Origin of the sequence: Streptomyces sp. NPDC059002 (assembly GCF_042740435.1) — a bacterium.
Lineage (GTDB): Bacteria > Actinomycetota > Actinomycetes > Streptomycetales > Streptomycetaceae > Streptomyces.
On sequence record NZ_JBHYJI010000018.1, the window covers coordinates 84,344 to 111,163 of the forward strand.

The following is a 26,820-nucleotide window of genomic DNA, read 5'->3' on the forward strand; positions in this document are numbered from 1 at the left end:
CCTCTCAGTCGGCGGTTGCCGACGTCCATGATGCCGTGGCCCACGCGGCGATCCGCCCGACCAGTTCGTCGGAGGCCGCGTGCTCCGCGTGCCCCATGCCTTCCTCCAGCCACAGTTCGGCCCCGCCCGCCGCGGCGGCGGCCAGCATCCGGGGATGGTCGACGGGGAAGTACGGGTCCCGGTCGCCGTGCACGACGAGCAGCGGGGTCGGCGCGATCAGCGGGACCGACTCGACCGGCGAGAGCGGCACGGGGTCCCACTCGTGCGGGTGGATCCGGGTGCGAAGCCCGAAGCGGCCGACGAAGCGGCCCGCCGGGCGCGTGACGACCCAGTGCAGCCGACGCATCGGCGCCGTCCCCCGGTAGTACCAGCGCGCCGGGGCGCTCACCGCGATCACGGCGTCGGTGCGCGCTTCCGTGCGCCCCCTGTGCAACGCGGCATGGCGCAGTACGACCGAACCGCCCATCGAGAAGCCCACGGTCACCACGCGCGCGTGCCCGAGCGAGCGCGCCCACTCCACGGCCGCCGCCAGGTCGAGCACCTCCAGATCACCGACCGTGGAGCGCCCGCCGGACGCCCCGTGCCCCCGGAAGGAGAAGGTGATCACGGCCGCACGCTGGGCGAAGACGCCCGCGATGCGGCGCACGTGGGGCCGCGACAGGTCACCGGTGAAGCCGTGCGCGACGACGAACGCGAGCTCGCCCGCGGGATCGGGACCCGGGTCGTAGGCGGCTTCGACGGCCACGCCGTCGCGTGTACGAAGCATGGCGCGCTGCTGAACGCGACCCTGCCCCCGAGTGATCGGAGGCACAGAAGATCGCTCGGCTCGACCTGCCGGACCGGAAGTCATGTGGGCTATTCTGCTGGGCAGAGGATCCGGGCAGCGAAGCCCCCGGGTCCTTTCGTGCTTTCTGAGGCGGCCGTATACGACCGCATCGTGAGACACGGAATGCGTCGCGGCTGCCAGGGCGCGGAAGTCGCGGCGTACGCATTGAACGCAGTACGAAGCAGTGCCGTAAACGTCCTCGCAGGGACCGAGGAGGAACCGACGTTATGGGCGAGCGAAACGTGCACCACAGTCAGTCGACCCGGGCAGGTGGGCAGCGATGAGCTCTCTGCTGCTCCTGACCAATGCCCTCCAGCCGTCGACGGAGGTGCTCCCCGCCCTCGGCCTGCTCCTTCACAACGTGCGCGTCGCCCCGGCGGAGGGGCCCGCTCTCGTCGACACCCCCGGTGCCGACGTCATCCTGATCGACGGGCGCCGCGACCTTCCGCAGGTGCGCAGCCTCTGTCAGCTGCTGCGCTCCACGGGGCCCGGCTGTCCGCTGGTCCTCGTCGTGACGGAGGGCGGCCTCGCGGCCGTCACCGCCGACTGGGGCATCGACGACGTGCTCCTCGACACGGCGGGCCCCGCCGAGGTCGAGGCGCGGCTCCGGCTCGCGATGGGCCGCCAGCAGATCACCGCCGACGACTCCCCGATGGAGATCCGCAACGGCGACCTCTCCGTGGACGAGGCGACGTACAGCGCGAAGCTGAAGGGCCGGGTCCTGGACCTGACCTTCAAGGAGTTCGAGCTGCTCAAGTACCTGGCGCAGCACCCGGGCCGGGTCTTCACGCGCGCGCAGCTCCTCCAGGAGGTGTGGGGCTACGACTACTTCGGCGGTACGCGCACGGTCGACGTGCACGTGCGGCGGCTGCGGGCGAAGCTCGGCGTCGAGCACGAGTCGCTGATCGGCACCGTCCGGAATGTCGGCTATCGCTTCGTCACCCCGGAGAAGGTCGAACGCGCCGCCGACGAGGAGAAGGCGAAGGCCGCGGCTCCCCGGGCCGAGGAGAACGGCGGCAAGAAGACGGAGGGCGCCGCGGCCCCCGCGAAATCCGCTCCCAAGGAAGCTGCCGTACGCCCTGCCCAGCGGTAGTTCCATCCGCGTAGACTCCGCGCGTGGCCAAGGTGACTCGGGATGACGTCGCACGACTGGCGGGTACTTCGACCGCGGTCGTCAGTTACGTCATCAACAACGGACCCCGGCCGGTCGCCCCGGCCACGCGCGAGCGGGTACTCGCCGCGATCAAGGAGCTGGGCTACCGGCCCGACCGGGTTGCCCAGGCCATGGCCTCGCGGCGCACGGACCTCATAGGCATGATCGTGCCGGACGCGCGCCAGCCGTTCTTCGCGGAGATGACGCACGCCGTCGAACAGGCGGCGTCCGAGCGCGGAAAGATGGTGCTCGTCGGCAACTCCGACTATGTGGAGGAGCGCGAGACGCACTACCTCCGCGCCTTCCTCGGCATGCGGGTCTCCGGGCTGATCCTCGTCAGCCACGGCCTGACCGACCAGGCGGCCGCCGAGATCGACGCGTGGGACGCGCGCGTGGTCCTGCTGCACGAGCGGCCCGAGGCCATCGACGACGTCGCGGTCGTCACGGACGACGTCGGCGGCGCCCAGCTCGCGACCCGGCACCTCCTGGAGCACGGCCACGAGTACGTCGCCTGTGTGGGCGGCACGGCCGACACCCCGACCGTCGGCGACCCCGTCTCCGACCACGTCGAGGGCTGGCGGCGCGCGATGCGGGAAGCCGGGCGGTCGGTGGAGGGGCGGCTCTTCGAAGCCCCGTACAACCGCTACGACGCGTATCAAGTGGGCCTCGAACTCCTCGCCCGGCCCGACCGGCCCACCGCGATCTTCTGCTCCACGGACGACCAGGCGATCGGCGTGCTTCGGGCGGCCCGCGAGCTGCGCATCGACGTGCCGGGCGAGCTGGCCGTCGCCGGCTTCGACGACGTCAAGGAGGCGGGGCTCACGGACCCGCCGCTGACGACGGTCGCCTCCGACCGGCCCGCGATGGCGCGCGCCGCGGTCGACCTCGTGCTCGACGACGGGCTGCGGGTCGCGGGGTCGCGCCGTGAGCGGCTGAAGCTGTTCCCGTCCCGGCTCGTGGTGCGCCAGTCCTGCGGCTGCCAGTAGGCGCTCCGCCCGTCTTTATAACGGGCATACGCACTTCTGCCGGGCTTCTCAGGACGTACTCAGGCAGCTCTCATGTACGGCGGACAGTCTCAATGACATGACCGAGACCTTCCGCCACAGCGGCGAGTACCACCAGCAGCAGTCGTCAGCGCCTGTGCCGCCCGGCGGTACGCAGGGCGCCTTCCCGCCCCCGCCCGCCTATGCGCCGGAAGCCCCGCAGCCGCCCGCACCCGAGCGGCGCCGTCGCGCCAGGGGCCCGGTGGCCCTGCTCGCGGCCGTCGCGATCGCGGCGGCCGCGGTGGGCGGCGGGACCGCGTTCGCCGTGCAGACGCTGACCGACAAGGACGGCGGTTCCTCCGCCACCAGCACGGACGTCGTGCCGACCAGCAAGAAGGGCACCGTCTCCGGTGTCGCGGAGGCGGTCAGCCCCAGCATCGTCGAGATCAGCGCCACCACCGGGCAGGGCAAGTCGACCGGCTCCGGTGTGATCACCAAGAGCGACGGCGAGATCATCACCAACAACCACGTCATCTCCGGCGCCACGTCGATCAAGGTGCGGACGAACGACGGCAAGACGTACGACGCCGAGGTCGTCGGGACCGACAGCAAGAAGGACCTCGCGCTCATCCAGCTGAAGGACGCCTCCGGGCTCAAGCCCGCGACCCTCGGCAACTCCGGCAACGTCAAGGTCGGCGACGAGGTCGTCGCCATCGGCTCCCCCGAGGGCCTGACCGGCACCGTCACCAGCGGCATCATCTCCGCCCTCGACCGCGACGTCACCGTCTCCACCGGCGAGGGTCAGGAGCAGCCGCAGAGCCCCGGCGGCGGCTGGCCGTTCGAGTTCGGCGGGCAGGAGTTCAACGGCAACACCGGCTCGTCGAAGACCACGTACAAGGCCCTGCAGACGGACGCCTCGCTCAACCCCGGCAACTCCGGCGGCGCCCTCATCGACATGAACGGCAACATCATCGGCATCAACTCCGCGATGTACTCGCCCAGTTCCTCGTCGCAGGGCAGCGGGGAATCCGCGTCCGGCAGCGTCGGCCTCGGCTTCGCCATCCCGATCGACACCGTCAAGGACGACCTGAGCAAGCTGCGGTCCGGCTCCAAGACCTGACCCACCCGCACCTCACCCCCAGGAGGCCGCCATGTCCGGCACCACCTTCACCAGCGTCACCGTCAACCGCGCCCGGCACGCGCTCGCCGTCACCGTCGGCTGGGGCAGGCCCGACACCGACCCCGCCGGGCTCGGCCTCCCGCTGGCCGTGGCGCAGGAGCTGCACGGCACCCAGGAGGTCCGCGCGCCCGAGGTGGCGACCTCCACCCGCGTACGACCCGCGGCGGCCCGCACCGCCCGCGCCCGCGTGCGAGGCTGATACCGGCCCCGTTCCGCCCCCTGACCCGAGGAAGTCCGAAGCCCATGAGCCCCGCCGAAGGCGACCGCACCGGTGACCGCGAGCAGCAGCGCATCCTGATCGTGGACGACGAACCCGCCGTGCGGGAGGCGCTCCAGCGCAGTCTCGCCTTCGAGGGATACGGCACGGAGGTCGCCGTCGACGGCGCCGACGCCCTGGAGAAGGCCGCGGCCCACCGCCCCGACCTCGTCGTCCTCGACATCCAGATGCCCCGCATGGACGGCCTCACCGCCGCGCGCAGGCTGCGCGCCACCGGGACGACCACGCCCATCCTCATGCTGACCGCCCGCGACACCGTCGGCGACCGCGTCACGGGACTCGACGCGGGCGCCGACGACTACCTGGTCAAACCCTTCGAACTGGACGAGCTGTTCGCCCGCATCAGGGCGCTGCTGCGCCGCAGTTCGTACGCGGCGGCCGCGGGCCGGGCCACGGAGGGCGACACCCTCTCCTTCGCCGATCTGCGCATGGACCTGGCGACGCGCGAGGTCACGCGGGGCGGGCGGACGGTCGAGCTGACCCGCACGGAGTTCACGCTCCTGGAGATGTTCCTCGCGCACCCGCGGCAGGTCCTCACCCGCGAGCAGATCCTCAAGTCCGTCTGGGGCTTCGACTTCGAGCCGTCCTCCAACTCCCTCGACGTGTACGTGATGTACCTGCGCCGCAAGACGGAGGCGGGCGGCGAACCTCGGCTCGTGCACACGGTGCGGGGTGTGGGGTATGTGTTGCGGGGCGGCGAGTGAACAGGGTCGTCCGACGGTTCCGCGGGCTCCCGCTGCGCTCGCGGCTCGCGCTGCTCGTCACGGCCGCCGTGGCGGTCGCGGTGGCGGCGAGCGCGGTGGCCTGCTGGTTCGTCGTGCGGAACGTGCTGGTCAATTCGCTGGACGACGCGTTGAGCGAGGCCAAGCTGACCCCGGCCCAGGTCTCCGGTTTCGTCGACGCGGAGGGGAATTGCGCGCGCACGATCATCAGCGGCGGCAAGGACAACCCCGACATCTTCAAGGAGACCGTCCAGGTCGTCGACCAGAGCGGCGGCCACTGCGTCATCATCGGCAAGCAGTCCCTCAGGGTCGAGTCCGCCGACACCGAGGTCGCGCAGGGCCTGGCCACGCAGACGTACCACAACGCCACCGCGTCCAACGGTGAGAAGTACCGCGTCCTGACCTACCCGCTGGACGGCCGCCCCGGTCTCGCGGTCTCCATGGCCCGCCCCCTCAGCGAGGTCAATGACACCCTGAGCAATCTCATCCTCGTGCTCGTCTTCGTCGCGGGCGTCGGCGTACTCGGCGCCGGAGCCGCCGGCCTCTGGGTGGCCCGCACCGGACTCCGCCCCGTCGACCGGCTCACCGAGGCCGTCGAACACGTCGCCCGCACCGAGGACCTGAACCTCCGCATCCCCGTCGACGGCGACGACGAGATCACCCGCCTCTCCGAGTCCTTCAACTCCATGACCGCCTCGCTGGCCTCCTCGCGCGACCTCCAGCAGCAGCTGATCGCCGACGCGGGCCACGAGCTGCGTACGCCGCTGACCTCGCTGCGCACGAACATCGAACTGCTCGCCCGCAGCGAGGAGACCGGCCGGGCCATCCCGCCCGACGACCGCAAGGCGCTGCTCGCCTCGGTCACCGCCCAGATGACCGAACTCGCCGTCCTCATCGGCGACCTGCAGGAGCTGTCCCGCCCCGACACGGGCGACGGGGGCGCCAAGGTCCAGGTCGTCGCCCTGCACGACGTGACAAGGACCGCCATCGACCGGGCCAGGCTGCGCGGCCCCGAGCTGACGATCACCGCGGAGCTCGCGCCCTGGTACGTACGCGTGGAGCCGCCCGCGCTGGAGCGGGCCATCGTCAACATCCTCGACAACGCGGTGAAGTTCAGCCCGCGGCGCGGCACCGTGGAGGTCACGCTGGACCGCGGCCGGCTCACGGTGCGGGACCACGGGCCCGGCATCCCCGCGGACGAACTCCCGCACGTCTTCGACCGGTTCTGGCGTTCGCCGTCGGCGCGGAGCCTGCCGGGGTCGGGGCTCGGTCTCTCGATCGTGGACCGTACGGTGCGGCAGTCCGGCGGCGAGGTGCGCCTGGAGGCCGCGGAGGGCGGCGGCACGGTGGTGACGGTCCAGCTGCCGGGGGCGCCGACTCCCCCGCCGGAGGACCTGCCGGAACCGGTGGAGTCCCTGCCGGGCTAGGACGCGCGCGCCTCCCGCTTCTCACTCGAATCCCACTCGAATCTCACTCGAATCTCACTCGAACGAGACGGAACGTCTTGCCGGACGTGCCGCGAAGCGCTACATTCTTTCAAGCGAGACGCGTCGTCTCACCAAAGAGTCACCGCCCTGCCGCCCACCGAAGAGGACCTACTTGTACCCAGTCACCGCCTCGCCCGCCGTCTCCCAGCTCACCCTCACCGACCTCACCAAGCGTTACGAGGAGCGCGTGGTCCTCGACCGCGTCTCCTTCGCCGTCCGCCCCGGCGAACGGGCGGGCGTCATCGGGGACAACGGCTCGGGGAAGTCCACCCTGCTGCGGCTCATCGCCGGGCAGGAGCCCCCGGACAACGGCACCCTCACCGTCACCGCCCCCGGCGGCATCGGGCACCTCGCCCAGACCCCCGGCCTGCCGGACACCGCGACGGTCGGCGACGCGATCGACACGGCACTCGCCGAACTGCGGTCCCTGGAACGGCGGATCGGGGCCGCCGGGTCGTCCCTCGATGGCGCGGACCCCGCGGCGTACGACCAGTACGCCACCCTGGTCGCCGAGTTCGACGCGCGCGGCGGGCACGACGCCGACCGGCGCGTCGAGGTCACCCTGCGCCACCTCGGCGAGCGGGCGCCGCTGGACCGCGCACGGCCGCTGGCCACGCTCTCCGGCGGGCAGCGCTCCCGTCTCGCCCTCGCGGGCACCCTCGCCGCCGCTCCCGAGCTGCTGCTCCTCGACGAGCCCACGAACGACCTCGACGACAAGGCCGTGCGCTGGCTGGAGGACCATCTGCTCGCCCACCGCGGCACGGTGGTCGCGGTCACCCACGACCGCGCGTTCCTCGACCGCGTCGCGACGACGATCCTGGAGGTGGACGGCGACGCACGGACCGTACGCCGCTACGGCAACGGCTACGCGGGCCACTTGACCGCCAAGGCCGCCGAACGGGCCCGCAAGGAACGGGAGTACGAGGAGTGGCGCGCCGAAGTCGCCCGGCACTCCGCGCTCGCCGACTCCAACATCGGGCTGCTCTCCGCGATCCCGCGCAAGGCTCCCGCCGCCTTCAGCGGGGCCGGTGCCTTCCGCGCGAGGTCACGTGCGCATGGCGCGATGGGCCGGATCCGCAACGCCCGCGAGCGGCTGCAGCGCCTCACCGAGAACCCGGTGCCGCCGCCCCCGCGGCCCCTGCGCTTCACCGCGCACGTCGACGGCGGGGCCGCGGGCGACGTGGCGCTCACCGGCGTACGCGTACCGGGACGGCTCGACATCGAGGGCACGCTGACGATCGGCGCGGGCGGGCGGCTGCTGGTCACCGGGCCCAACGGGGCAGGCAAGTCGACGCTGCTCCGGGTGCTCGCCGGGGAGCTGGCACCGGCGTCGGGCGAGGTCCGGCGACCGGCCCGGGTCGGGCTCCTGCGACAGGACAACTGGCCGTCGCGGGACGGACGTTCGGTGCTCGACGCGTTCGGCGGCGCCGAGCGGCACGACGAGCTGCTCGGCCTCGGCCTCTTCCGCGCGGCGGACCTCGGGCTGCCCGTGCGCGCGCTCTCCGTGGGGCAGCGGCGGCGCCTGGAGCTGGCCCGGCTCGTCACGCGTCCGCTGGATCTGCTCCTCCTCGACGAGCCGACCAACCATCTCTCCCCCGCGCTGGTCGAGGACCTGGAGGTGGCGCTTGCGCGGTACCGGGGCACGGTGGTGGTCGTCAGCCATGACCGGCGGCTGCGGGACCGATTTCGGGGTGAACGGCTGTCGCTGCGCGACGGGCGGCGGGAGTAGGTGCGTTCCTGGCTGCGGGCGCACTGTGGTTGGGCGCGCCCACGCGGCGGAGCCGCACATGTCAGAGCCCCGCGCCCCTGACGGGGCCCGGCCTAGCGGCCGAGCCCGATACCCGACCCCGCGATCCGCACCCTGATCCCCTCCTTCTCCACGCTCACGTCCTGCAGCGCCATCGTCCCCTCGCCCGGCAGCTTCGGGAGCTGGAAGGCGAGGGTGAGGCGGTCGGCGAGGACGGGGCGGGTGAGTTCGGAGAGGCCCTTGAGCAGGGCGGGGTCGAGGCCGAGCTTCTTGAGCAGCCAGGGGTGGCCCATCGCCACGTCGATGAGGTTGAGGCCCATCACGTCGTTCACGAACCGCGGCGCACCGGTCAGCTCGTTCAGCTTGGCGTCGCTCTGCAGTGCCTCGCGGACCACGGAGTCGGGGACGCCGAGCCGCTCGACGATCGCGGGGACGGACAGGAGCGCCTTCGCCTTCGCCGTCTCCTCGCTGACGCGTTCGGCGGAGCTGCGCGACAGGTGCAGGCCCTCCTTCTCGCGCGTCCCTGGCCGGTACGTCGCCAGGTCGCCCAGTTGCAGGCTCATGCCGCCGATGTCGGTGGAGATGCCGCGCTCGCCGTTGCGCTGGATGCGGGCGTCGGCGCGCACCTTCAGGTCGTGCCCGGCGACGGGCAGCGTGCCGCGTGCGAGGACCTGGTCGCGGCCGTGGCCGGTGAACGTGACCTGGGAGGCGCCCAGTTCGCGGTTGAGGTCCTCGAAGGAGAGCAGCACCTCGCCGTTCATCTCGCCGATGAGGGCGCCGGTGAAGGAGGTCGGCCCGTCCCCGTCGATCGTCACGTCCGTGGCGGTCGCGGAGACCTTGGCGAGGGAGATCCGGTCGGCGGCGACGTCGGGGACGGTCACCTTCACCTTGTCGACGCGCTTGTCGAACACCTGGGTGAGGAAGGGGAATCCCTCGATCTCCACCTCGGGCGCCGCGCTCAGCTTCATCTGGTCCTTGAGCTTCTCCGCGGCCTCGTGCTCGGCGTAGAGGAGGGCCCAGCGGTCGCCGAGCGCGAGGAACGCGGTGGCGACGAGGACGGCGACGACGGCCTTCGCGGCGAGCGGCAGACCCGCGAAGCGGTTGCGGCGGCGGCTGCCGCGGCGGTGGTTGGGCGGCGTCCAGGGAGCGTCCGCTTCGGGCTCGTCCTTCTCCTCGTGGAGGAACTCCTCCAGGGGGTTGGGCGCGAGGGCGGCCAGCTCGTCGTACGGATTGCTGTACGAGGAAGCCGGAAGCTGAGCGGTGTCTCCGGAGCGGTCGTCGTCAATAGGCGCATCCGAAGGATGCGCGGCTATGCGGTGGGGGGAACGCATCGGCCGATCTCACCATACGTTCACACCCCACCCCAAGCCTGACTCCCGGTAACCAACGGTTTAGGCCACTACCTGAGTCGCTTCCGTCCCAGGTCGGAGCGGGTCGGTTCACCGGAACGTCAGCTGCGTCACTTCACGATCTTGATGCGGTCGGCCTTCGGGGGCGCGATCGGCCTGTCCGCCGAGGAGTTGGCGGTCAGGTAGTCGTTGAACGCCTTCAGGTCGTCCGCGCCGACGAGCGGCTTCGTGCCCTTGCCGAGCTCGGGGAAACCGTCGCCGCCGCCCGCGAGGAAGGAGTTCAGCGCGACGCGGTAGGTGGCCGCCGGGTCGATCGCCTTGCCGTTCAGCTTGATGGAGTCGGCCACGACGCGGTCGGCGCCGGTCCTGGTCATGTCCAGCGTGTACGTGAGCCCGTCCGAGATCTGCAGAATCTTCGGCGAGGCCTCGTTCGGCCCGCTCACCTGCTGCTTCAGCGCCGTCACGAGCTGCGCGCCGGTCAGGTCGACGAGATTGACGGTGTTGCTGAACGGCTGCACGGTGAACGCCTCGCCGTAGGTGACGACGCCGTCGCCCTCGCTGCCGCTCGCCTTGTACACGATGTCCGAGCGGATGCCGCCCGGGTTCATCAGCGCCAGATCGGCTTCCGGATCGACGGACTTGGCGTGCGCGAGCTGTGCGTCGGCGATGAGGTCGCCGAGCGGGGATTCCGGAACTCCGGCGCCACGGCCCGGGATGTCCGCGGAGATGTAGCCGACGGGCTTGTTGGCGACGGGCGCGGCCAGCTTGTCCCAGCGCTGGATGAGCGAGGTCATGTCGGGCGCCTTGGCCTGCTCGCGGCTGACGACGTGGTTCGCGGACCGCACGCTCGTCCGCACGATGTCCTTGGTCCTGCGGTCGTACGTCAGCGTGGTGTCCGTGTAGAGCTTCCCGAACGAGGACGCCGACGTCACCATGCGCGGATTGCCCGCGGGGTCCGGGATCGTGCAGACGTACGCGGCGTGCGTGTGCCCGGTGACGAGGGCGTCGACCTTGGGCGAGATGCCCTTGGCGATGGTGGTGATCGGCCCGGAGATGCCGTCGCCCGCGCCCGGGGAGTCGCAGTCGTAGTTGTACGCCTGGCTCGCGGGGGAACCGCCCTCGTGGATGAGCGTGACAATGGACTTCACGCCCTGCTTGTCGAGGATCTTCGCGTACTTGTTGACGGTCTCGATCTCGTCGTGGAACTTCAGCCCCTTGACCCCGTCGGCGGAGACGATGTCGGGAGTGCCCTCCAGCGTCACGCCGATGAAGCCGATCTTCACGCCCTTGTGCTTCCACACCGAGTAGGGCTTGAGGATGGGCCTGCCGCTCTTCTCGTCGGTGACGTTCGCGGCGAGATAGGGGTAGTCGGCCCCCTCGAATGTCTTCCCCTGGCCCTTCGCATCCTTCTCGAAGCAGCCGTCCTTGGGGTGGCAGCCGCCGTTCTGCATCCGGGCCAGCTCCTTGGCCCCCTCGTCGAACTCGTGGTTGCCGACGCTGGTGACGTCCAGGTCGAGCTTGTTCATCGCCTCGACGGTGGGCTCGTCGTGGAAGAGCCCGGAGAGCAGCGGGCTCGCCCCGATGAGGTCACCCGCGGCCGCGGTCACGCTGTAGGGGTGCCCCTTCCGCGCGGTCCGCAGCGACGTGGCGAGGTACTCCGCCCCACCGGCGTCGATCTTCTTCTCGGTCCCGTCCGCCTGCTTCTCCGTCACCTGCCCCGACGACCCGGCCGGCGGCTGCAGATTCCCGTGGAAGTCGTTGAACGACAGCAACTGCACATCCACCGTGCGCTTCTTGCCCCCACCTGCATGCTCCGCCCCCGCACTCGCGGGCAGCGCCGCGGCCAACGCCCCCACCGTGGCGAGCGATGCGGCCGCCGCAAGCACCCGATAGGCACGACGCCCGGGCCGACGTGGCTGACGTGTGGCTGACACGTGTCCCCCTGAGGGTGAAAGTAATCCGACCAAGAAGGCGTTCCCGCCGCCCGCAGCCTAGGTTCAACGCGCGTAGCACAACAGAGGGTTGCCGGTTACATCCTGATTGCCATTGGGGGTCGCGCCCCGAAGGGGCGCGGGCCTGTGACATGTGCGGCTCCGCCGCGTGGGCGCGACCAGCCACGACGCACCCGCAGATGCGGACCGCACTTCCCGCGGAGCGCTCAGCCCGCGCAGCGCGATATCAGCCCGTCCGGCGCTTGAGGACAAGCGCGCAAGCGCGAAGCCAAAGCCGACCCCGCGCCGGGGGGGGGCAGGCCCGCAGCGCGACCAACCCCACACCCCAATCCCACCCCCAAGCCGCCCCGCCAGAATACGCTCGGGGACATGACTGACGACCGCCCCGCCGAGGCCGCCGCCCCCGCTCCCCTCCGCAAGATCGACACCCTCGCCGCGCTCACCGCGGCGCAGGCCGACGCCGTGCTCGGGCTCCTCGCGGAGGCCGCCCGCTCGGACGGTCAGCAGGCGGTCTCCGAGCAGGGCAGGCTGCAGCTGCGCGGCGGCGCCCGCGAGGGCGTCAGGCATCTGCTGCTGAGCGTCGACGGCCGCCTCGTCGGGTACGCGCAGCTGGAGGACACCGACCCGGTGGAGGCCCCCGCGGCCGAGCTCGTCGTGCATCCCGCGCACCGCGGCCGCGGGCACGGCAGGGCGCTCGGCTCCGCGCTGCTCGGCGAGTCCGGGCGGCGCCTTCGGGTGTGGGCGCACGGCGGGCACGCGGCGGCCCGGCACCTCGCGCAGGTCCTCGGCCTCGCGCTCTTCCGCGAACTGCGGCAGATGCGGCGCCCGTTGGCGGACCTCGACCTGCCGGAGCCGGTGCTTCCCGACGGTGTCTCCGTGCGGACCTTCGTCCCCGGCCAGGACGACGCGGCCTGGCTCGCGGTGAACGCCGAGGCGTTCGCCCACCACCCCGAGCAGGGTTCGCTGACCCAGCGCGACCTGGACGACCGCAAGGCGGAGCCGTGGTTCGACCCGGCGGGGTTCTTCCTCGCCGAGCGCGAGAGCGACGGCGAACTGGTCGGCTTCCACTGGACGAAGGTGCACGCGGAGGAGCGGCTCGGCGAGGTGTACGTCGTGGGGGTGCGCCCCGGCGCCCAGGGCGGCGGCCTCGGCAAGGCGCTGACCACGACGGGCCTGCGCCATCTCGCGCAGGCGGGTCTGCCGACGGCGATGCTGTACGTGGACGCGGACAACAAGGCGGCCGTGAGCGTCTACGAACGGCTCGGCTTCGTCACGCACGAGACGGACCTGATGTACCGCACGGAGTCCTGACCCGGCCGCCCAAGAGCCCACGAAGGGCGCGGTGTTCCCCCCGTGGAACACCGCGCCCTTCGTCGTACCGCCCGGGTACGGCCCTCGTACCGCCCGCGCTACTTCGCGCCGACCTCGGTCAGGCACATGGAGAACTGCACCCGCCCGCGCCGCGTCTGCTCGTAGCGGGACTGGCCGGGCTCGCACTCGGCAAGGCCCTGGCTCGCGACCTTGTACTCGGCCTTGGCGTCGCCGCAGTCGATGACCTCCATGTCGGGGCTGTCCTGCGACCCCGTGTTCTGCACGCAGTCACCGATCTCCGCGGCCGCGGGCTGCTTGGCGCTCTCGCTGTCCGGGCCTGTGGTGTTGCCCCGGCTCGTGTACATCCAGACGCCCGCGACGACCGCCGCGATGAGCAGGGCGGCGACCTTCACCAGGGGTGACTGGCGCTGCTGGGACATGGTGGAACCCCCGAATTTCGTACGTGTTCACGTCAATGCTGAGCGGCAGACGCTACAAGATCGACGGCCGCTCCCCGAAACCCGGTTCCGCCGCTGCCGCCGCCCTCCCCGAAACCCCCGCACAACCTCCCACTTGACGGCACGCCCCACCTTCCACCACCCTTTCACTACTCAATTAGTGAAAGGGTGGTGGAAGGCAGTGGTCGAGTACCGCATCGACCGGCGCAGCGGCGTCGCCACCTACCTCCAGATCGTCCAGCAGACCCAACAGGCACTCCGCCTCGGCCTGTTGGAACCCGGCGACAAGCTGCCCACGGCCCGCGAGGTCGTCGAGGCCACGGCCATCAACCCGAACACGGTGCTGAAGGCCTATCGCGAACTGGAGCGTGAGGGCCTGGTCGAGGCACGGCGCGGCCTCGGCACGTTCGTCCGCCGGACGCTGGGCGCGGCACCGGCCGATTCGCCGCTCCGGGGGGAGCTCGCCGAGTGGGCGGCGCGGGCCAGGCGGGCGGGGCTGGAGAAGGACGACGTGGCGGCGCTCTTCACAGCCGTACTGGAAGAACAGTTCAGCGATGCGCAGACCCAAGAGCATGTGACCAGGGGGGACTTGACATGACCGACACCGCCATAGAGGCGACCGCACTGACCAAACGCTACGGACGACACCGCGACGCCCTGAAGGACTGCGCGTTCCGCCTGCCCGCCGGGCGCGTCTGCGCGGTCGTCGGCCCGAACGGCGCGGGCAAGTCGACCCTGCTCGCCCTGGCCGCGGGCCTCGGCCGCCCCACCGACGGCACGCTCACCGTCCTCGGCACCAGCCCCGCAAAGGCCCGCGCCCGCGTCGCGTACGTCGCCCAGGACAAGCCGCTCTATCCGCAGCTGACCATCGCGGACACCCTGCGGCTCGGCGCCGAACTCAACCCGGGCCGCTGGGACATGGCGGCGGCCGAGCGCGTCATGGGCGGCGGAGGACTCGACCCGAAAGCCCGCGTCCGTACGCTCTCCGGCGGCCAGCGCACCCGCGTCGCGCTCGCCGTCGCCCTCGGCAAGCGCGCCGAGCTGCTGCTCCTCGACGAGCCGATGGCCGACCTCGACCCGCTCGCCCGGCACCAGCTGATGGGCGCGCTCATGGCCGTCGCCGCCGAGCACGGCACGACCGTCGTGATGTCCTCGCACATCATCGGCGAACTCGCCGAGGCCTGCGACCACTTGCTGCTCGTCTCCGACGGTCGGGTCCGGCTCGGCGGCGGCATCGACGATCTGATCGGCGCGCACCGCCTGGTCACCGGACGCGGCCCGGTCGACCGCCTGCACCCGCACATCGTCGTCGAGTCCCGCGCCACCGGACGCGGCCTGACGGCCCTGATCCGCCCCGAAGGACCGGTCGGCGACGACTGGGACGTCCAAGAGCCTTCTCTGGAGGAGCTGTTGCTGGCCCATCTGCGCACCCCGGACGCGCCGCCGCTCCTCTCCCCCGGCAGCACGCCGCGGGAACTGGAGGTGTCCGCGTGACCGCGACGACGACGGCCCCCACCGAGCGGCCGGGCCTGCGCGCCGCCTTCGCCCTCCCCGGCCCGTACCGCATGGTGCTGCGCCAGCACCGCACGGCCCTGTGGTTCCTGGTCGGCCTGTTCGCACTCGGCACCGCCGCGCTGGCCGCCGACCGCTTGTGGGTGGCCCACGCCGCCGACGTGTTCACGGCGACCGACTGCGTCATCAGGAACACCACGCCGGGCTGCGGCGGATCGGTCCGCGGCTATCTCGACGCCGAGTACCAGTTCGGCAGGAACCTCGACTACGCGGGCATGGCCATGCTCGCGCTGCCCTGTCTGATCGGGGCGTTCGTCGCGGGCCCGCTCGTCGCGAAGGACCTGGAGTCGGGCACGTACAAGTGGGCCTGGACGCAGTCGGTCACCCCGGCCCGCTGGCTCGCCGCCCGACTCACCGTGTGCGCCGCGCTCGTGGTGACGGGAACCGTCCTGTTCACCGCGGTCCAGCGCTGGGCGTGGACCACGGGGCCCGAGCTCGAATACGTCCGGGCGCCCTGGTACGAGCGGGCCATGTACGGCTCGGTGGGCACGGTCGGCGTCGGATACGCCCTGCTGGGCCTCGCCATCGGCGCGCTCGTCGGGCTGCTGCTGCGCCGCACGCTGCCCGCGATGGCGGCCGCGGCGGCCGTCACGGCGGGCGCGGTGATCGCGCTGCCGCTGGCGCGGGCCCACTTGTGGGCGACCGAAACGGTCACCTCGTCGCGCCCGTACCCGATGGCCACCCCCGATTCCGGCTATCCGGTGGGCCGGGGCATGCTCACCGCCGACGGAGGCCGACTGCCGGAGTCGCTGTGCACGGACAGGGCGGAGGGCTACCAGCAGTGCCTCGCCGAGCACCAAGTCACCGGCTGGTACAACGAGTTCCACCCCGCGTCGCACTTCTGGCCGCTCCAGCTCGTGGAGACCGGCATCGTGCTGGCCCTCGCGGCCGCCGCGATCTACGCCGCGTTCCGGCTGCTGCGCCGCCGCACGGCCTGAACCCCACGAGCCGCCGCGCGGCTTGAACCGTACGATCGGCTTGAACCGTACGATCGGCCGACGGCCCCCGCCGTGTAGACGCCCGGGGGTCGTCGGTCGATGTCCCGCACGTCATGTCGCCGTAACCAGCGATTCAGACAGGCTTGCGACGCTCACTCAATGCAGCCCGCCGTGCCCGACCCTTCCCCGGAAACCGGGAAGCCATCCTCAGTGAACGGGAAGCTCCGCCTCTCTCCCGCGCTCTCCGACGCGCCCGTCGGCATGCCCGCGCGGAAGAATGGGTCCATGAGCCAGCCGAACACGCAAGGACAGGTCCAGCACGCCCAGCCCTCCGTCGGCTCGATCGCCGCGCACAGGCCCCACACCATCGCCGCCACGGTCTCCGACCTGGACCCCGACATCGACGCCGATCTCGACGCGTACGACGAGGACGCCCAGATAGGGCACGACGGCGCGGAACTGCCCCAGGGCCGGTTCCTGGACCGGGAGCGCAGCTGGCTCGCCTTCAACGAGCGCGTGCTCGAGCTCGCCGAGGATCCCCACACCCCCCTCCTCGAACGGGCGAATTTCCTGGCGATCTTCGCCTCGAACCTGGACGAGTTCTTCATGGTCCGCGTGGCCGGTCTCAAGCGCCGCATCGCGACCGGCGTCGCCACCCGTTCGGCCTCGGGCCTGCAGCCCCGCGAGGTCCTGGAACTCATCTGGAACCGCTCCCGCGAACTCATGGCCCGGCACGCCGCCTGCTACCAGGACGACGTCGCCCCCGGCCTCGCCGACGAGGGCATCCACCTGGTCCGCTGGAACGAACTGACCGAGAAGGAGCAGTCCCGGCTCTTCACGCTCTTCCGCCAGCAGATCTTCCCGGTCCTCACCCCGCTGGCCGTGGACCCCGCGCACCCCTTCCCGTACATCTCTGGGCTCTCCCTGAACCTCGCCGTCGTCGTGCGTAACCCGGTGTCCGGCCACCAGCACTTCGCACGCGTGAAGGTTCCGCCGCTGCTCTCCCGCTTCCTTGAGGCCTCCCCGCAGCGCTACGTCCCCATAGAGGACGTCATCGCCGCGCCCGCGCATCTCCAGGAGCTCTTCCCGGGCATGGAGATCCAGGAGCACCACATGTTCCGGCTCACCAGGAACGAGGACCTGGAGGTCGAGGAGGACGACGCCGAGAACCTGCTCCAGGCCCTGGAGAAGGAGCTCATGCGGCGCCGCTTCGGCCCGCCCGTGCGCCTGGAGGTCGAGGAGTCGATCGAGCCGAACATCCTCAGCCTGCTGGTGCGCGAGCTGAAGATCAGCGAGGCCGAGGTGTACCCGCTGCCGGGACCGCTCGACCTGACCGGACTCTTCAGCATCGCCAAGCTGGACAGGCCCGAGCTGAAGTACCCCAAGTTCGTGGCGGGCACCCACCGCGACCTCGCCGAGGTCGAGTCGGCGTCCGCACCCGACATCTTCGCCGCCCTTCGCGAACGCGACGTACTCCTGCACCACCCGTACGACTCGTTCTCCACCTCGGTGCAGGCCTTCCTCGAACAGGCCGCCGCCGACCCCGACGTCCTCGCCATCAAGCAGACGCTGTACCGGACTTCGGGCGACTCCCCGATAGTCGACGCGCTCATCGACGCCGCCGAGTCCGGCAAGCAGGTCCTCGTCCTCGTGGAGATCAAGGCCCGCTTCGACGAGCAGGCCAACATCAAGTGGGCGAGGAAGCTGGAGGAGTCCGGCTGCCACGTGGTCTACGGCCTGGTCGGCCTGAAGACCCACTGCAAGCTCTCCCTCGTCGTACGCCAGGAGGGCGACTCCCTGGTCCGCTACTCGCACGTGGGCACCGGCAACTACCACCCCAAGACGGCCCGCCTCTACGAGGACCTCGGCCTGCTGACCTCCAACCAGGAGGTCGGGGCGGACCTCTCCGACCTCTTCAACCGCCTCTCCGGCTACTCCCGCAGGGAGACCTACCGCCGCCTCCTCGTGGCCCCCAAGTCCCTGCGCGACGGCCTGGTCTCCCGCATCAACAAGGAGATGCAGCACCACCGCGCGGGCCGCCCCGCCTACGTCCGCATCAAGGTCAACTCGATGGTCGACGAGGCCGTGATCGACGCGCTGTACCGGGCGTCGCAGGCCGGCGTCGAGGTGGACGTGTGGGTACGCGGCATCTGCGCGGTGCGGCCCGGCGTCGTGGGGCTCTCGGAGAACATTCGCGTACGGTCCGTGCTCGGCCGCTTCCTGGAACACTCCCGCGTCTTCGCCTTCGGCAACGGCGGCGAACCGGAGGTGTGGATCGGCAGCGCCGACATGATGCACCGCAATCTCGACCGCCGCATCGAGGCACTGGTCCGGGTCCAGGACCCGGCGCACCGTGCGGCCCTCAGCCGGCTCCTGGAGACCGGCATGTCGGACACCACCGCCTCCTGGCACCTGGGCGCGGACGGCAACTGGACCCGCCACTCGGTGGACCCGGAAGGCCAGCCCCTGCGGAACGTACAGGAGATGCTCATAGACGCCCGGAGGCGCCGGCGTGGCACAGCAACACCATGAGATGACGGGTACGGGGACGGGCCCCGGAGGGGACGCGGGCGAACTCCTCGCCGCCCACCTCCAGGCCCAGGCGACGGAGTTCCTCCGCGCGCTGCGGGTGCACCGCGAGTCCACGACGGACGCACAGGGCGCGGAGGAGGCCCTGGAGGCGGCCCGCGCCCTGCGCCGCGCCGCCCGCCGCATCGGCGCCACCCTGCACACGTTCCGCCCCCTCCTCGACCCGGAGTGGGCCACGTCCCTGCGCCCCGAACTGGCCTGGCTCTCCGGCACCTTGGCCCAGGAACACGCCTACGCCACCCGCCTGGACCGCCTCCTGGACTCCCTCCACCGCTTGTCGGGCCAGCCTCCGGTACCACCGCCAGCAGTAGAGACCGCTGTGGGCAGTCGTTCCGCAGGGCGGAACGGGTGGGCACAGCCCCCGGTGCAGGGCGCCCATACGGAGGCGGGCACCCCTCGCGGCCTGGCGGTCGGCGCAGCCAAGGCCGCCGCGCTCCTGGAGCGGCAACTGACACTCGCCCGAACGAGGGCCCACTCCACCGCCCTGCAAGCCTTCGGCTCCTCCCGCTTCCACGCCGTCGCAGACAACGTCGCGGTCCTGGCCAGCGAAGTCCCCCTCCGAGGCACCGGCGAGGACCTCAAACCCCTTGCCGCGCAAGCCGAGTCGGACCTCACCGAGGCCGTCTCCGCCCTGCCCCTGGGCCAGGCGGGCCACCCCTACAACGCGGGCGCCCTCGTCCACGGCCTCGCGTCGGACACCGCCCCGGACGCCCAGGACGCCCCCTGGCTGAAGGTCCGCTCGCTGCTGCGCCTGCACCGGTACGCCCAGGAGGTCCTCCTCGGCCACGCGGGCCAGGACCCCCGCATCACGGAGGCCAGCCACGCCCTGAACGTCCACCGCGAGGCGGCGGCCGCCGCGGCCGCCGCGGCGCACGCGGCCAGGACCCCCCGGATCGCCCCGGCCACGGCGTACGCCCTCGGCGTGCTGCACGCCGACCAGCGCCACGAGGTCGAGGCGGCGAGGTTCGCGTTCCAGCAGGCTTGGCTCCACGAGGCGGTGAGTACGCGGTGACGTACAAGGACGACGAGAGCGGCGGCAACGGCAACAACGGCAAGGGCACCGTCCGCGCGGCGGGCTGCGTCCTCTGGCGCCGCTCCTCCGTCGACGGGGGCCTGGAGATCTGCCTGGTCCACCGGCCCAAGTACGACGACTGGTCGCACCCGAAGGGCAAGCTGAAGCGCTCCGAGGAGCCCCTTGCCGGAGCGCTGCGCGAGGTCGAGGAGGAGACGGGCTTCCGCTGCGCCCCGGGCGCCCCGCTGCCCACGGTCCGCTACCTCGCCCAGGGCCGCCCCAAGGAAGTCACGTACTGGGCCGCCGAGGCCACGACGGGCCATTTCACGCCCAACCGCGAGGTCGACCGCATCCTCTGGCTGCCCCCGGCCGCGGCCCGCAACCGCCTCACGCAGCTCCGCGACCGCCAGCTGGTCGACGCCCTGCTCAGCACGCTTAACCCAGCGTAGCCAGCACGCTACTTTCCGTGGCCCATCGCCTAACCAGGCCGACCGCCGAGGTTCACCCCCCGTTCACTCGTGCCCATCGGCCGCTTCACTTGCCCTGCCTAATTTCGGGCTTACAAGACACCGAAGAGGTCTTGGCGAGACATACCGCCGCAAGGCATCGACGTACGACATCGCACGCCGCCAGCAAAGGGCCGGCGGCTCCCGGAAGGAAGACCCGAAAGTGAAGCTTCAGCGCAAGAACCGGCTCCGCGCCCTCTCTCTCGGCGCCATCGCCGTCTCCGGCGCCCTGGCCCTCACGGCGTGCGGCTCCGACGACACGAGCGGCAACGGCGGTGGCGGCAAGGAGACCAACGCCAACGCCAACATCAAGTGCGACGACGCCAAGGGCCAGCTCGCGGCCTCCGGCTCGTCCGCGCAGAAGAACGCGATCGACGCCTGGCGGAAGGTCTACACGACCAACTGCAAGGACGTGCAGCTGAACTACAACCCGACGGGTTCGGGCGCCGGCATCACCGCGTTCCTGCAGGGCCAGACCGCGTTCGCCGGTTCCGACTCGGCGCTGAAGCCCGAAGAGATCGAGAAGTCGAAGAAGATCTGCACGAACAGCCAGGCCATCGACCTGCCGATGGTCGGCGGCCCGATCGCCATCGGCTACAACGTCCCCGGCGTGGACAACCTCGTCCTGGACGCCAAGACCCTGGCCGACATCTTCAACGACAAGATCAAGACCTGGGACGACAAGGCGATCGAGAAGCTCAACCCCGACGCCAAGCTCCCCAGCACCAAGATCCAGGCGTTCCACCGCTCGGACGAGTCCGGCACCACGGACAACTTCACCAAGTACCTCAAGGGCGCCGCCCCCAGCGCCTGGCCGTACGAGCCGGGCAAGTCCTGGGAGGCCAAGGGCGGCCAGTCCGCGAACGGCTCCGCCGGTGTCGCGGGCCAGGTCAAGCAGACCGCCGGTGCCATCTCCTACTTCGAGCTCTCCTACGCGGGTGACGGCGTCCAGACCGTCGACCTGAAGACCGGGGCCAAGGACCCGGTGAAGGCCACCGTCGACAACGCCTCCAAGGCCATCTCCGAGGCCAAGGTCGTCGGCAAGGGCAAGGACCTCGCCCTGGAGCTGAACTACAAGCCCACCGCCGAGGGCGCCTACCCGATCACCCTGGTGACGTACGAGGTCGTCTGCGAGAAGGGCAACAAGAAGGACACGCTCGCCGCGACCAAGTCCTTCCTGACCTACATCGCCAGCGAGGACGGCCAGAACGTCCTCAAGGAGAACGACTACGCGCCGATCCCCTCCGAGATCATCACCAAGGTCCGCTCCACCGTCGCGAGCCTGAGCTAGCTGAACCGAGTGCGGCCGGCCCCCCGTATCCACCACCGGGCCGGCCGCACCGTCCGGTGCACCGCCGCCACGGAGCGCCTGCCCCAGCGCACGGCGCCTCCGCAGACCGGAGAACCCCCATGGACATACCAAGCAATACGACCGCACCCCGCCCCGTCGACGACGTGCGGCCGGCGGCCCCGGTGAGCAAGGCCGTCGCCCGCGGCGCCACCCGCCCCGGCGACCGGGTCTTCCTCGGCCTCTCCCGGGGATCCGGCATCACGCTCCTCGTGATCATGGCCGCGATCGCCGCGTTCCTGACGTACCGCACGGCCCTGGCGCTCGCCGACAACACCGGCAACTTCCTCACCACCTTCGAGTGGGACCCGGCCGGTGCCACCACCGGCGGCAAGCCGTACTTCGGCATCGCCGTCCTGGTCTTCGGCACCGTGGTGAGCTCGCTGATCGCCCTCGCGATCGCGGTCCCCGTCGCCATCGGCATCGCGCTCTTCATCTCGCACTACGCGCCGCGCAAGCTGGCCGCCCCCATCGCGTACGTGATCGACCTGCTCGCCGCAGTGCCCTCGATCGTGTACGGCCTGTGGGGCGCCCTCGTGGTCGCCCCCAATCTCACCGGCCTCTACAGCTGGCTCGACGACTACTTCGGCTGGACCGGCATCTTCGAGTACCAGGGCGGCGCCCCGCGCTCCCTGATGACCGTCGGAATCCTCCTCGCGATCATGATCCTGCCGATCATCACGAACGTGAGCCGCGAGGTCTTCCTGCAGGTCCCGAAGATGCACGAGGAGGCCGCGCTGGCCCTCGGCGCCACGCGCTGGGAGGTCATCCGCATGTCGGTGCTCCCCTTCGGCCGCTCGGGCATCATCTCCGCCTCGATGCTGGGCCTCGGCCGCGCGCTCGGCGAGACGATCGCCGTCGCCACCGTGCTCTCCCCGACCTTCCTCATCAGCGCGTCCGTGCTCGACCCCGGCGGCGGCACCTTCGCGCAGAACATCGCCAGCAAGTTCAACGAGGCCAGCGAGTACGGCCGGGACGCGCTCATCGCCTCCGGCCTGGTGCTCTTCATCATCACGCTGCTGGTCAACGGCGCGGCCCGCATGATCATCGCCCGCCGCAAGGAGTACTCGGGGGCCAACGCATGAGCACCACGACACCCACCCCGCCCAACCCGCTCGTCAAGCGGGCCTCGACCCTCAAGGCCGCGACCCTGCCGCGCTGGACGCCGCTGGCCGTCGCCCTCGGCTCGGCCGCCGCGGCCGTCGCCGTCGGGGCCGGGGCAGGACTGCACAGCCGGGTCCAGTGGGGCCTGATCGCCGCCGTCCTCTTCATCGTCGCGTCGTACGTCATCGCGAGGACCGTCGAGGGCGCCCGCCAGGCCAAGGACCGCCTCGCCACCTCGCTGGTGTGGGTCATGTTCCTGCTGGCCGTCGTCCCGCTGGCCTCGCTGGTCTACGAGACCGTGCAGCGCGGCATCAAGGTCTTCGACATCTACTTCCTGACCCACTCGATGGGCGTCGTCGCCGACGACGAGCCCGGCGGCGGCATCTACCACGCGATCATCGGCACCCTGGAGCAGGTGCTCCTGGCCTCCGTGATCGCCGTGCCGATCGGCCTGCTCACCGCGATCTACCTCGTCGAGTACGGCCGCGGGAAGCTCTCCAAGGTCGTCACGTTCTTCGTCGACGTGATGACCGGCATCCCGTCGATCGTCGCGGGCCTGTTCGTCCTCAGCTTCTGGATCCTCATCCTGGGCTTCGACTTCTCCGGCTGGGCCGGCGCCATGGCGCTCGCGATCCTGATGATGCCGGTGGTCGTGCGCTCCACCGAGGAGATGCTCAAGCTCGTCCCGAACGAGCTGCGCGAGGCCTCGCTCGCCCTCGGCGTACCGAAGTGGCGGACCATCCTCAAGGTCGTCCTGCCCACCGCGATCGGCGGCATCACGACCGGCATCATGCTCTCGGTCGCCCGCATCGCCGGTGAAACCGCGCCCGTCCTGCTGCTGGTCTGGGTGAACCCCCTGATCAACACGAACCCCTTCGAGGGCTCGCAGGCATCGCTGCCGCTGTACATCTACCAGCAGTACCAGGCGGGCAACGACGCGGCGTACGACCGGGCCTGGGCCGCGGCCCTCGCGCTCATCGCCTTCATCATGATCCTCAACCTGGCGGCTCGCGGCATCGCCCGCTGGAAGGCCCCCAAGACGGGCCGCTGACCGCGGCCAATCAGCGACCCTCGCACTTCCCTTTCGAAAGAAGCAGTGATCCCCATGGCCAAGCGAATCGACGTATCGGGCCTGACCGCCTACTACGGTTCCCACAAGGCGATCGACGACATCTCCATGACCGTCGAGCCGCGCTCCGTGACCGCCTTCATCGGCCCGTCCGGCTGCGGCAAGTCCACCTTCCTGCGCACCCTGAACCGCATGCACGAGGTCACCCCCGGCGGCCGCGTCGAGGGCAAGGTGCTCCTGGACGACGAGGACCTCTACGGCAGCGGCGTGGACCCGGTGGCCGTGCGCCGCACGATCGGCATGGTCTTCCAGCGCCCCAACCCCTTCCCCACGATGTCGATCTTCGACAACGTCGCGGCGGGCCTCAAGCTCAACGGCTCGTACAAGAAGTCCGAGCTGAACGACATCGTCGAGAAGTCCCTCAAGGGCGCCAACCTCTGGAACGAGGTCAAGGACCGCCTCAACAAGCCCGGCTCCGGCCTCTCCGGCGGCCAGCAGCAGCGCCTGTGCATCGCCCGCGCGATCGCGGTCGAGCCCCAGGTCCTGCTCATGGACGAGCCCTGCTCGGCCCTCGACCCGATCTCCACCCTCGCCATCGAGGACCTGATCGGCGAGCTCAAGGAGCGCTTCACGATCGTCATCGTGACGCACAACATGCAGCAGGCCGCCCGCGTCTCCGACCGCACGGCCTTCTTCAACCTCTCCGCGGTCGGCCAGCCCGGCAAGCTCATCGAGATCGACGACACCGAGCGGATCTTCTCCAACCCGTCGGTCCAGGCCACCGAGGACTACATCTCGGGCCGCTTCGGCTAGGCCGACTCCCCCGACTCCCCGCGGTGCTGCATGGCGGTGCCACCGCAGGGACAACAAGAAAGGCCCGCCCCTGGCTCCCGGGGGCGGGCCTTTCGTGTGAGCCCCGTAAGGGGCGCGGGGCTGTGACATATGCGGCTCCGCCGCGTGGGCGCGAGCAACCCCCACCAAGCCGCAGCTACAAGAAGGCGAGATTAACGACCCAGAAGCTCAAGGCGGCAACAATCGCAGCCGCAGGCATCGTGATGAACCAACCAAGAATGATGTTCTTGGCAACTCCCCACCGCACCGCGTTGACCCGCTTCGTTGCCCCCACACCCATGATCGCGGACGTGATGACGTGAGTCGTCGAGATCGGCGCGTGGAACATGAACGCCGTGGTGAACATGATCCCCGCACCGGTCGTCTCGGCGGCGAACCCCTGCGGCGGATCCAGCTCGATGATCTTGCGCCCGAGGGTCCGCATGATGCGCCAGCCACCCGCGTACGTACCGGCGGAGAGCATCAGCGCACAGGCGATCTTGACCCAGATCGGAATGGGCGCGTCCGCGCTCTGCACATCGGAGATGACCAGGGCCATCACCACGATGCCCATCGTCTTCTGCGCGTCCTGCAGACCGTGCCCGAGCGCCATGCCGGCCGCGGACACCGTCTGCGCGATGCGGAAGCCGCGCTTGGCCTTGTGCGGATTGGACTTGCGGAACATCCACATGATCGCGCACATCACCAGGTAACCGGCGACGAGGCCGACCACCGGGGACAGGAACATCGGGATCACGATCTTGTCGACGACCCCGGACCAGATGACCCCGATGCCACCGGCGAGCGCGGCCCCGACCATGCCGCCGAACAGCGCGTGCGACGAGGACGAGGGGAGCCCGAAGTACCAGGTGATCAGGTTCCAGACGATCGCGCCGATGAGCGCCGCGAAGAGGATCCACATCCCCTTGTCGCCGTGCGGGGTCTCGATGATCCCCTCACTGACGGTCTTGGCGACCCCGCTGCCCATGAAGGCACCGGCGAGGTTCATCACCGCGGCCATGGCGAGCGCGGCGCGTGGCGTCAGCGCACGCGTGGAAACGGATGTGGCGATGGCGTTCGCGGAGTCGTGAAAGCCATTCGTATACGTAAATCCGAGCGCGACGCCAATGGTCACGATCAAAGCAAAGGTGTCCATGGAGGGGCCTCAGGACTCCTTGACCGCGATGGTCTCCACGGTGTTGGCGACGTGCTCGAACGCGTCGGCCGCCTCTTCCAGCACATCGACGATCTGCTTGAGCTTCAGCACCTCGATGGCGTCGTACTTGCCGTTGAAGAGGTGCGCGAGCAGCTTGCGGTGAATCTGGTCGGCCTGGTTCTCGAGGCGGTTCACCTCGATCCAGTACTCGGTGAGGTTGTCCATGGTCCGCAGGTTCGGCATGGCCTCGGCGGTGAGCTCGGCGGCCCGCGAGAGGACCTCGATCTGCTGCTCCACGCCCTTGGGAAGTTCCTCGACCTGATAAAGGACGACCAGGTCGACGGCCTCCTCCATGAAGTCCATGATGTCGTCGAGGGACGAGGCGAGGGAGTAGATGTCCTCGCGGTCGAACGGCGTGATGAAGGAAGAGTTCAGCTGGTGGAAGATCGCATGCGTCGCGTCGTCTCCCGCGTGTTCCGCGGCCCGCATACGCTCTGCGATCTCGGCCCGGGCGGAGGAATCCGCTCCGAGCAGTTCCATCAGGAGCTTCGAGCCCGTGACGATGTTGTCCGCGGATGCGGCGAACATGTCGTAGAAGCTCGTCTCCCTGGGGGTCAGACGAAAGCGCACGTGGGGTCCTCGGGGTGCTTTGGATGCGGTCAGGCTGATGCTAGGCGCATCATCCGGCCACGGCTAACCGGCCGCTCCCCAGTGTCGCCCATCAGGCACAGTGATCAGCACACCCCCCGAGAAATCGGCTACCATATACCCACCGGGGGTATATGGATCTGCAGAAATGCAGGAATGTCCCACAGGAGGAGGACGCGATGACGACCACCGAGGCGGCCGACGCGGCCGTGCCGACCACGGGGGCGCCCGAGGCGCCCTCCGACCACGACCACGGAGTGCACGGCTACCACAAGCAGAAGGACGAGCACCTCAAGCGCCTGCGCCGCATCGAGGGCCAGATCCGCGGCCTGCAGCGCATGGTCGAGGAGGACGTCTACTGCATCGACATACTTACCCAGGTGTCGGCGAGCACAAAGGCGCTCCAGTCCTTCGCCCTCCAGCTCCTGGAGGAGCACCTGCGGCACTGCGTGGCCGACGCCGCGGTCAAGGGCGGCGCGGAGATCGACGCGAAGGTCGAGGAAGCGACGAAGGCGATCGCGCGGATGATGCGCACGTAACGCTCCCGCGAGGGAAAGCGGCCACCGGGCGACGGTTCGGACGGTGCGGGCCGTCCCCGGCGG

General features: G+C 70.5%; 25 protein-coding genes. 19 read left to right on the forward strand and 6 right to left on the reverse strand.

The genetic code is table 11. The annotated features are described in order from the left end of the window. Positions 1–4: 4 nt before the first annotated feature. Positions 5–850 (reverse strand): alpha/beta hydrolase, encoded by an 846-nt coding sequence (locus ACFWZ2_RS18695; protein ID WP_384546912.1) that lies wholly within the window; start codon positions 848–850, stop codon positions 5–7. A 256-nt stretch (positions 851–1,106) separates the two neighbouring features. Here ACFWZ2_RS18695 and ACFWZ2_RS18700 point away from each other — a divergent pair, with 256 nt between their 5' ends. The 7 genes from ACFWZ2_RS18700 to abc-f all read left to right on the forward strand — a co-directional run bounded on the left by ACFWZ2_RS18700 (position 1,107) and on the right by abc-f (position 8,357). Continuing rightward, entirely contained in the window at positions 1,107–1,919 is an 813-nt protein-coding gene (locus ACFWZ2_RS18700; protein ID WP_384546914.1) for a response regulator transcription factor, read from the forward strand. 23 nt (positions 1,920–1,942) lie between these two features. Next, a complete protein-coding gene (locus ACFWZ2_RS18705) occupies positions 1,943–2,965 on the forward strand; it encodes a LacI family DNA-binding transcriptional regulator (protein WP_384546916.1) in 1,023 nt (340 codons plus the stop codon). A gap of 97 nt (positions 2,966–3,062) precedes the next feature. After that, entirely contained in the window at positions 3,063–4,082 is a 1,020-nt protein-coding gene (locus ACFWZ2_RS18710) for a S1C family serine protease (protein ID WP_384546918.1), read from the forward strand. A 31-nt stretch (positions 4,083–4,113) separates the two neighbouring features. After that, the gene (locus ACFWZ2_RS18715) at positions 4,114–4,341 is read left to right on the forward strand and encodes a hypothetical protein (RefSeq protein ID WP_384546920.1); all 228 of its coding nucleotides are present in this window, start codon (positions 4,114–4,116) and stop codon (positions 4,339–4,341) included. 44 nt (positions 4,342–4,385) lie between these two features. After that, positions 4,386–5,123, forward strand: coding sequence for a response regulator transcription factor (locus tag ACFWZ2_RS18720; protein ID WP_384546922.1), 738 nt, complete (start codon positions 4,386–4,388; stop codon positions 5,121–5,123). Continuing rightward, complete coding sequence (locus tag ACFWZ2_RS18725) at positions 5,120–6,568, forward strand: sensor histidine kinase (RefSeq protein ID WP_384546924.1); 1,449 nt, start codon at positions 5,120–5,122, stop codon at positions 6,566–6,568. Before ACFWZ2_RS18720 ends, ACFWZ2_RS18725 begins: the two co-directional genes overlap by 4 nt. Before the next feature lie 172 nt (positions 6,569–6,740). Continuing rightward, positions 6,741–8,357: a ribosomal protection-like ABC-F family protein gene (abc-f, locus tag ACFWZ2_RS18730; RefSeq protein ID WP_384546926.1), complete on the forward strand. Its 1,617-nt coding sequence runs from the start codon at positions 6,741–6,743 to the stop codon at positions 8,355–8,357. A gap of 92 nt (positions 8,358–8,449) precedes the next feature. Here the strand turns inward: abc-f and ACFWZ2_RS18735 are convergent, their stop codons facing one another. Then, complete coding sequence (locus ACFWZ2_RS18735; RefSeq protein WP_384546928.1) at positions 8,450–9,706, reverse strand: DUF2993 domain-containing protein; 1,257 nt, start codon at positions 9,704–9,706, stop codon at positions 8,450–8,452. Positions 9,707–9,834: 128 nt separating this feature from the next. Next, positions 9,835–11,658, reverse strand: a complete 1,824-nt coding sequence (locus ACFWZ2_RS18740) for a bifunctional metallophosphatase/5'-nucleotidase (protein WP_384546930.1) — start codon at positions 11,656–11,658, stop codon at positions 9,835–9,837. Between the two features lie 387 nt (positions 11,659–12,045). Between ACFWZ2_RS18740 and mshD the strand changes: the two genes are divergently transcribed. After that, on the forward strand, positions 12,046–12,987 hold the full coding sequence (mshD, locus tag ACFWZ2_RS18745; protein WP_384546932.1) for a mycothiol synthase: 942 nt from the start codon (positions 12,046–12,048) through the stop codon (positions 12,985–12,987). 98 nt (positions 12,988–13,085) lie between these two features. Here the strand turns inward: mshD and ACFWZ2_RS18750 are convergent, their stop codons facing one another. Further along, a complete protein-coding gene (locus tag ACFWZ2_RS18750) occupies positions 13,086–13,427 on the reverse strand; it encodes a hypothetical protein (protein WP_384546933.1) in 342 nt (113 codons plus the stop codon). Positions 13,428–13,626: 199 nt separating this feature from the next. Between ACFWZ2_RS18750 and ACFWZ2_RS18755 the strand changes: the two genes are divergently transcribed. The 10 genes from ACFWZ2_RS18755 to pstB all read left to right on the forward strand — a co-directional run bounded on the left by ACFWZ2_RS18755 (position 13,627) and on the right by pstB (position 24,396). Next, positions 13,627–14,043 carry a GntR family transcriptional regulator gene (locus ACFWZ2_RS18755; RefSeq protein ID WP_384546935.1) on the forward strand — a complete coding sequence of 139 codons (417 nt, stop codon included), beginning with the start codon at positions 13,627–13,629 and terminating at the stop codon, positions 14,041–14,043. Next, positions 14,040–14,939, forward strand: coding sequence for an ABC transporter ATP-binding protein (locus ACFWZ2_RS18760; protein WP_384546937.1), 900 nt, complete (start codon positions 14,040–14,042; stop codon positions 14,937–14,939). Before ACFWZ2_RS18755 ends, ACFWZ2_RS18760 begins: the two co-directional genes overlap by 4 nt. After that, the gene (locus ACFWZ2_RS18765; RefSeq protein ID WP_384546939.1) at positions 14,936–15,955 is read left to right on the forward strand and encodes a hypothetical protein; all 1,020 of its coding nucleotides are present in this window, start codon (positions 14,936–14,938) and stop codon (positions 15,953–15,955) included. Before ACFWZ2_RS18760 ends, ACFWZ2_RS18765 begins: the two co-directional genes overlap by 4 nt. A gap of 159 nt (positions 15,956–16,114) precedes the next feature. Continuing rightward, the gene (locus tag ACFWZ2_RS18770; protein WP_384546941.1) at positions 16,115–18,487 is read left to right on the forward strand and encodes an RNA degradosome polyphosphate kinase; all 2,373 of its coding nucleotides are present in this window, start codon (positions 16,115–16,117) and stop codon (positions 18,485–18,487) included. Continuing rightward, the gene (locus ACFWZ2_RS18775) at positions 18,468–19,556 is read left to right on the forward strand and encodes a CHAD domain-containing protein (RefSeq protein WP_384546943.1); all 1,089 of its coding nucleotides are present in this window, start codon (positions 18,468–18,470) and stop codon (positions 19,554–19,556) included. The genes ACFWZ2_RS18770 and ACFWZ2_RS18775 overlap by 20 nt, the downstream gene beginning before the upstream one ends. After that, entirely contained in the window at positions 19,553–20,005 is a 453-nt protein-coding gene (locus ACFWZ2_RS18780; protein WP_384546945.1) for an NUDIX hydrolase, read from the forward strand. The genes ACFWZ2_RS18775 and ACFWZ2_RS18780 overlap by 4 nt, the downstream gene beginning before the upstream one ends. Before the next feature lie 220 nt (positions 20,006–20,225). Beyond that, positions 20,226–21,353: a phosphate ABC transporter substrate-binding protein PstS gene (pstS, locus tag ACFWZ2_RS18785; RefSeq protein ID WP_384546948.1), complete on the forward strand. Its 1,128-nt coding sequence runs from the start codon at positions 20,226–20,228 to the stop codon at positions 21,351–21,353. Between the two features lie 119 nt (positions 21,354–21,472). Next, the gene (gene pstC / locus ACFWZ2_RS18790; protein WP_384546950.1) at positions 21,473–22,495 is read left to right on the forward strand and encodes a phosphate ABC transporter permease subunit PstC; all 1,023 of its coding nucleotides are present in this window, start codon (positions 21,473–21,475) and stop codon (positions 22,493–22,495) included. After that, positions 22,492–23,565, forward strand: a complete 1,074-nt coding sequence (gene pstA / locus ACFWZ2_RS18795; protein ID WP_384546952.1) for a phosphate ABC transporter permease PstA — start codon at positions 22,492–22,494, stop codon at positions 23,563–23,565. Before pstC ends, pstA begins: the two co-directional genes overlap by 4 nt. Positions 23,566–23,619: 54 nt before the next feature. Further along, on the forward strand, positions 23,620–24,396 hold the full coding sequence (gene pstB, locus ACFWZ2_RS18800; RefSeq protein WP_384546954.1) for a phosphate ABC transporter ATP-binding protein PstB: 777 nt from the start codon (positions 23,620–23,622) through the stop codon (positions 24,394–24,396). A 175-nt stretch (positions 24,397–24,571) separates the two neighbouring features. On the opposite strand, the gene ACFWZ2_RS18805 is transcribed toward pstB, so the two are convergent. Beyond that, positions 24,572–25,570, reverse strand: a complete 999-nt coding sequence (locus tag ACFWZ2_RS18805; protein WP_384546956.1) for an anion permease — start codon at positions 25,568–25,570, stop codon at positions 24,572–24,574. Positions 25,571–25,579: 9 nt separating this feature from the next. Next, positions 25,580–26,200, reverse strand: coding sequence for a DUF47 domain-containing protein (locus ACFWZ2_RS18810; RefSeq protein ID WP_055699552.1), 621 nt, complete (start codon positions 26,198–26,200; stop codon positions 25,580–25,582). Between the two features lie 197 nt (positions 26,201–26,397). Here ACFWZ2_RS18810 and ACFWZ2_RS18815 point away from each other — a divergent pair, with 197 nt between their 5' ends. Continuing rightward, the gene (locus ACFWZ2_RS18815; protein ID WP_384546959.1) at positions 26,398–26,757 is read left to right on the forward strand and encodes a metal-sensitive transcriptional regulator; all 360 of its coding nucleotides are present in this window, start codon (positions 26,398–26,400) and stop codon (positions 26,755–26,757) included. Positions 26,758–26,820: the final 63 nt, after the last annotated feature.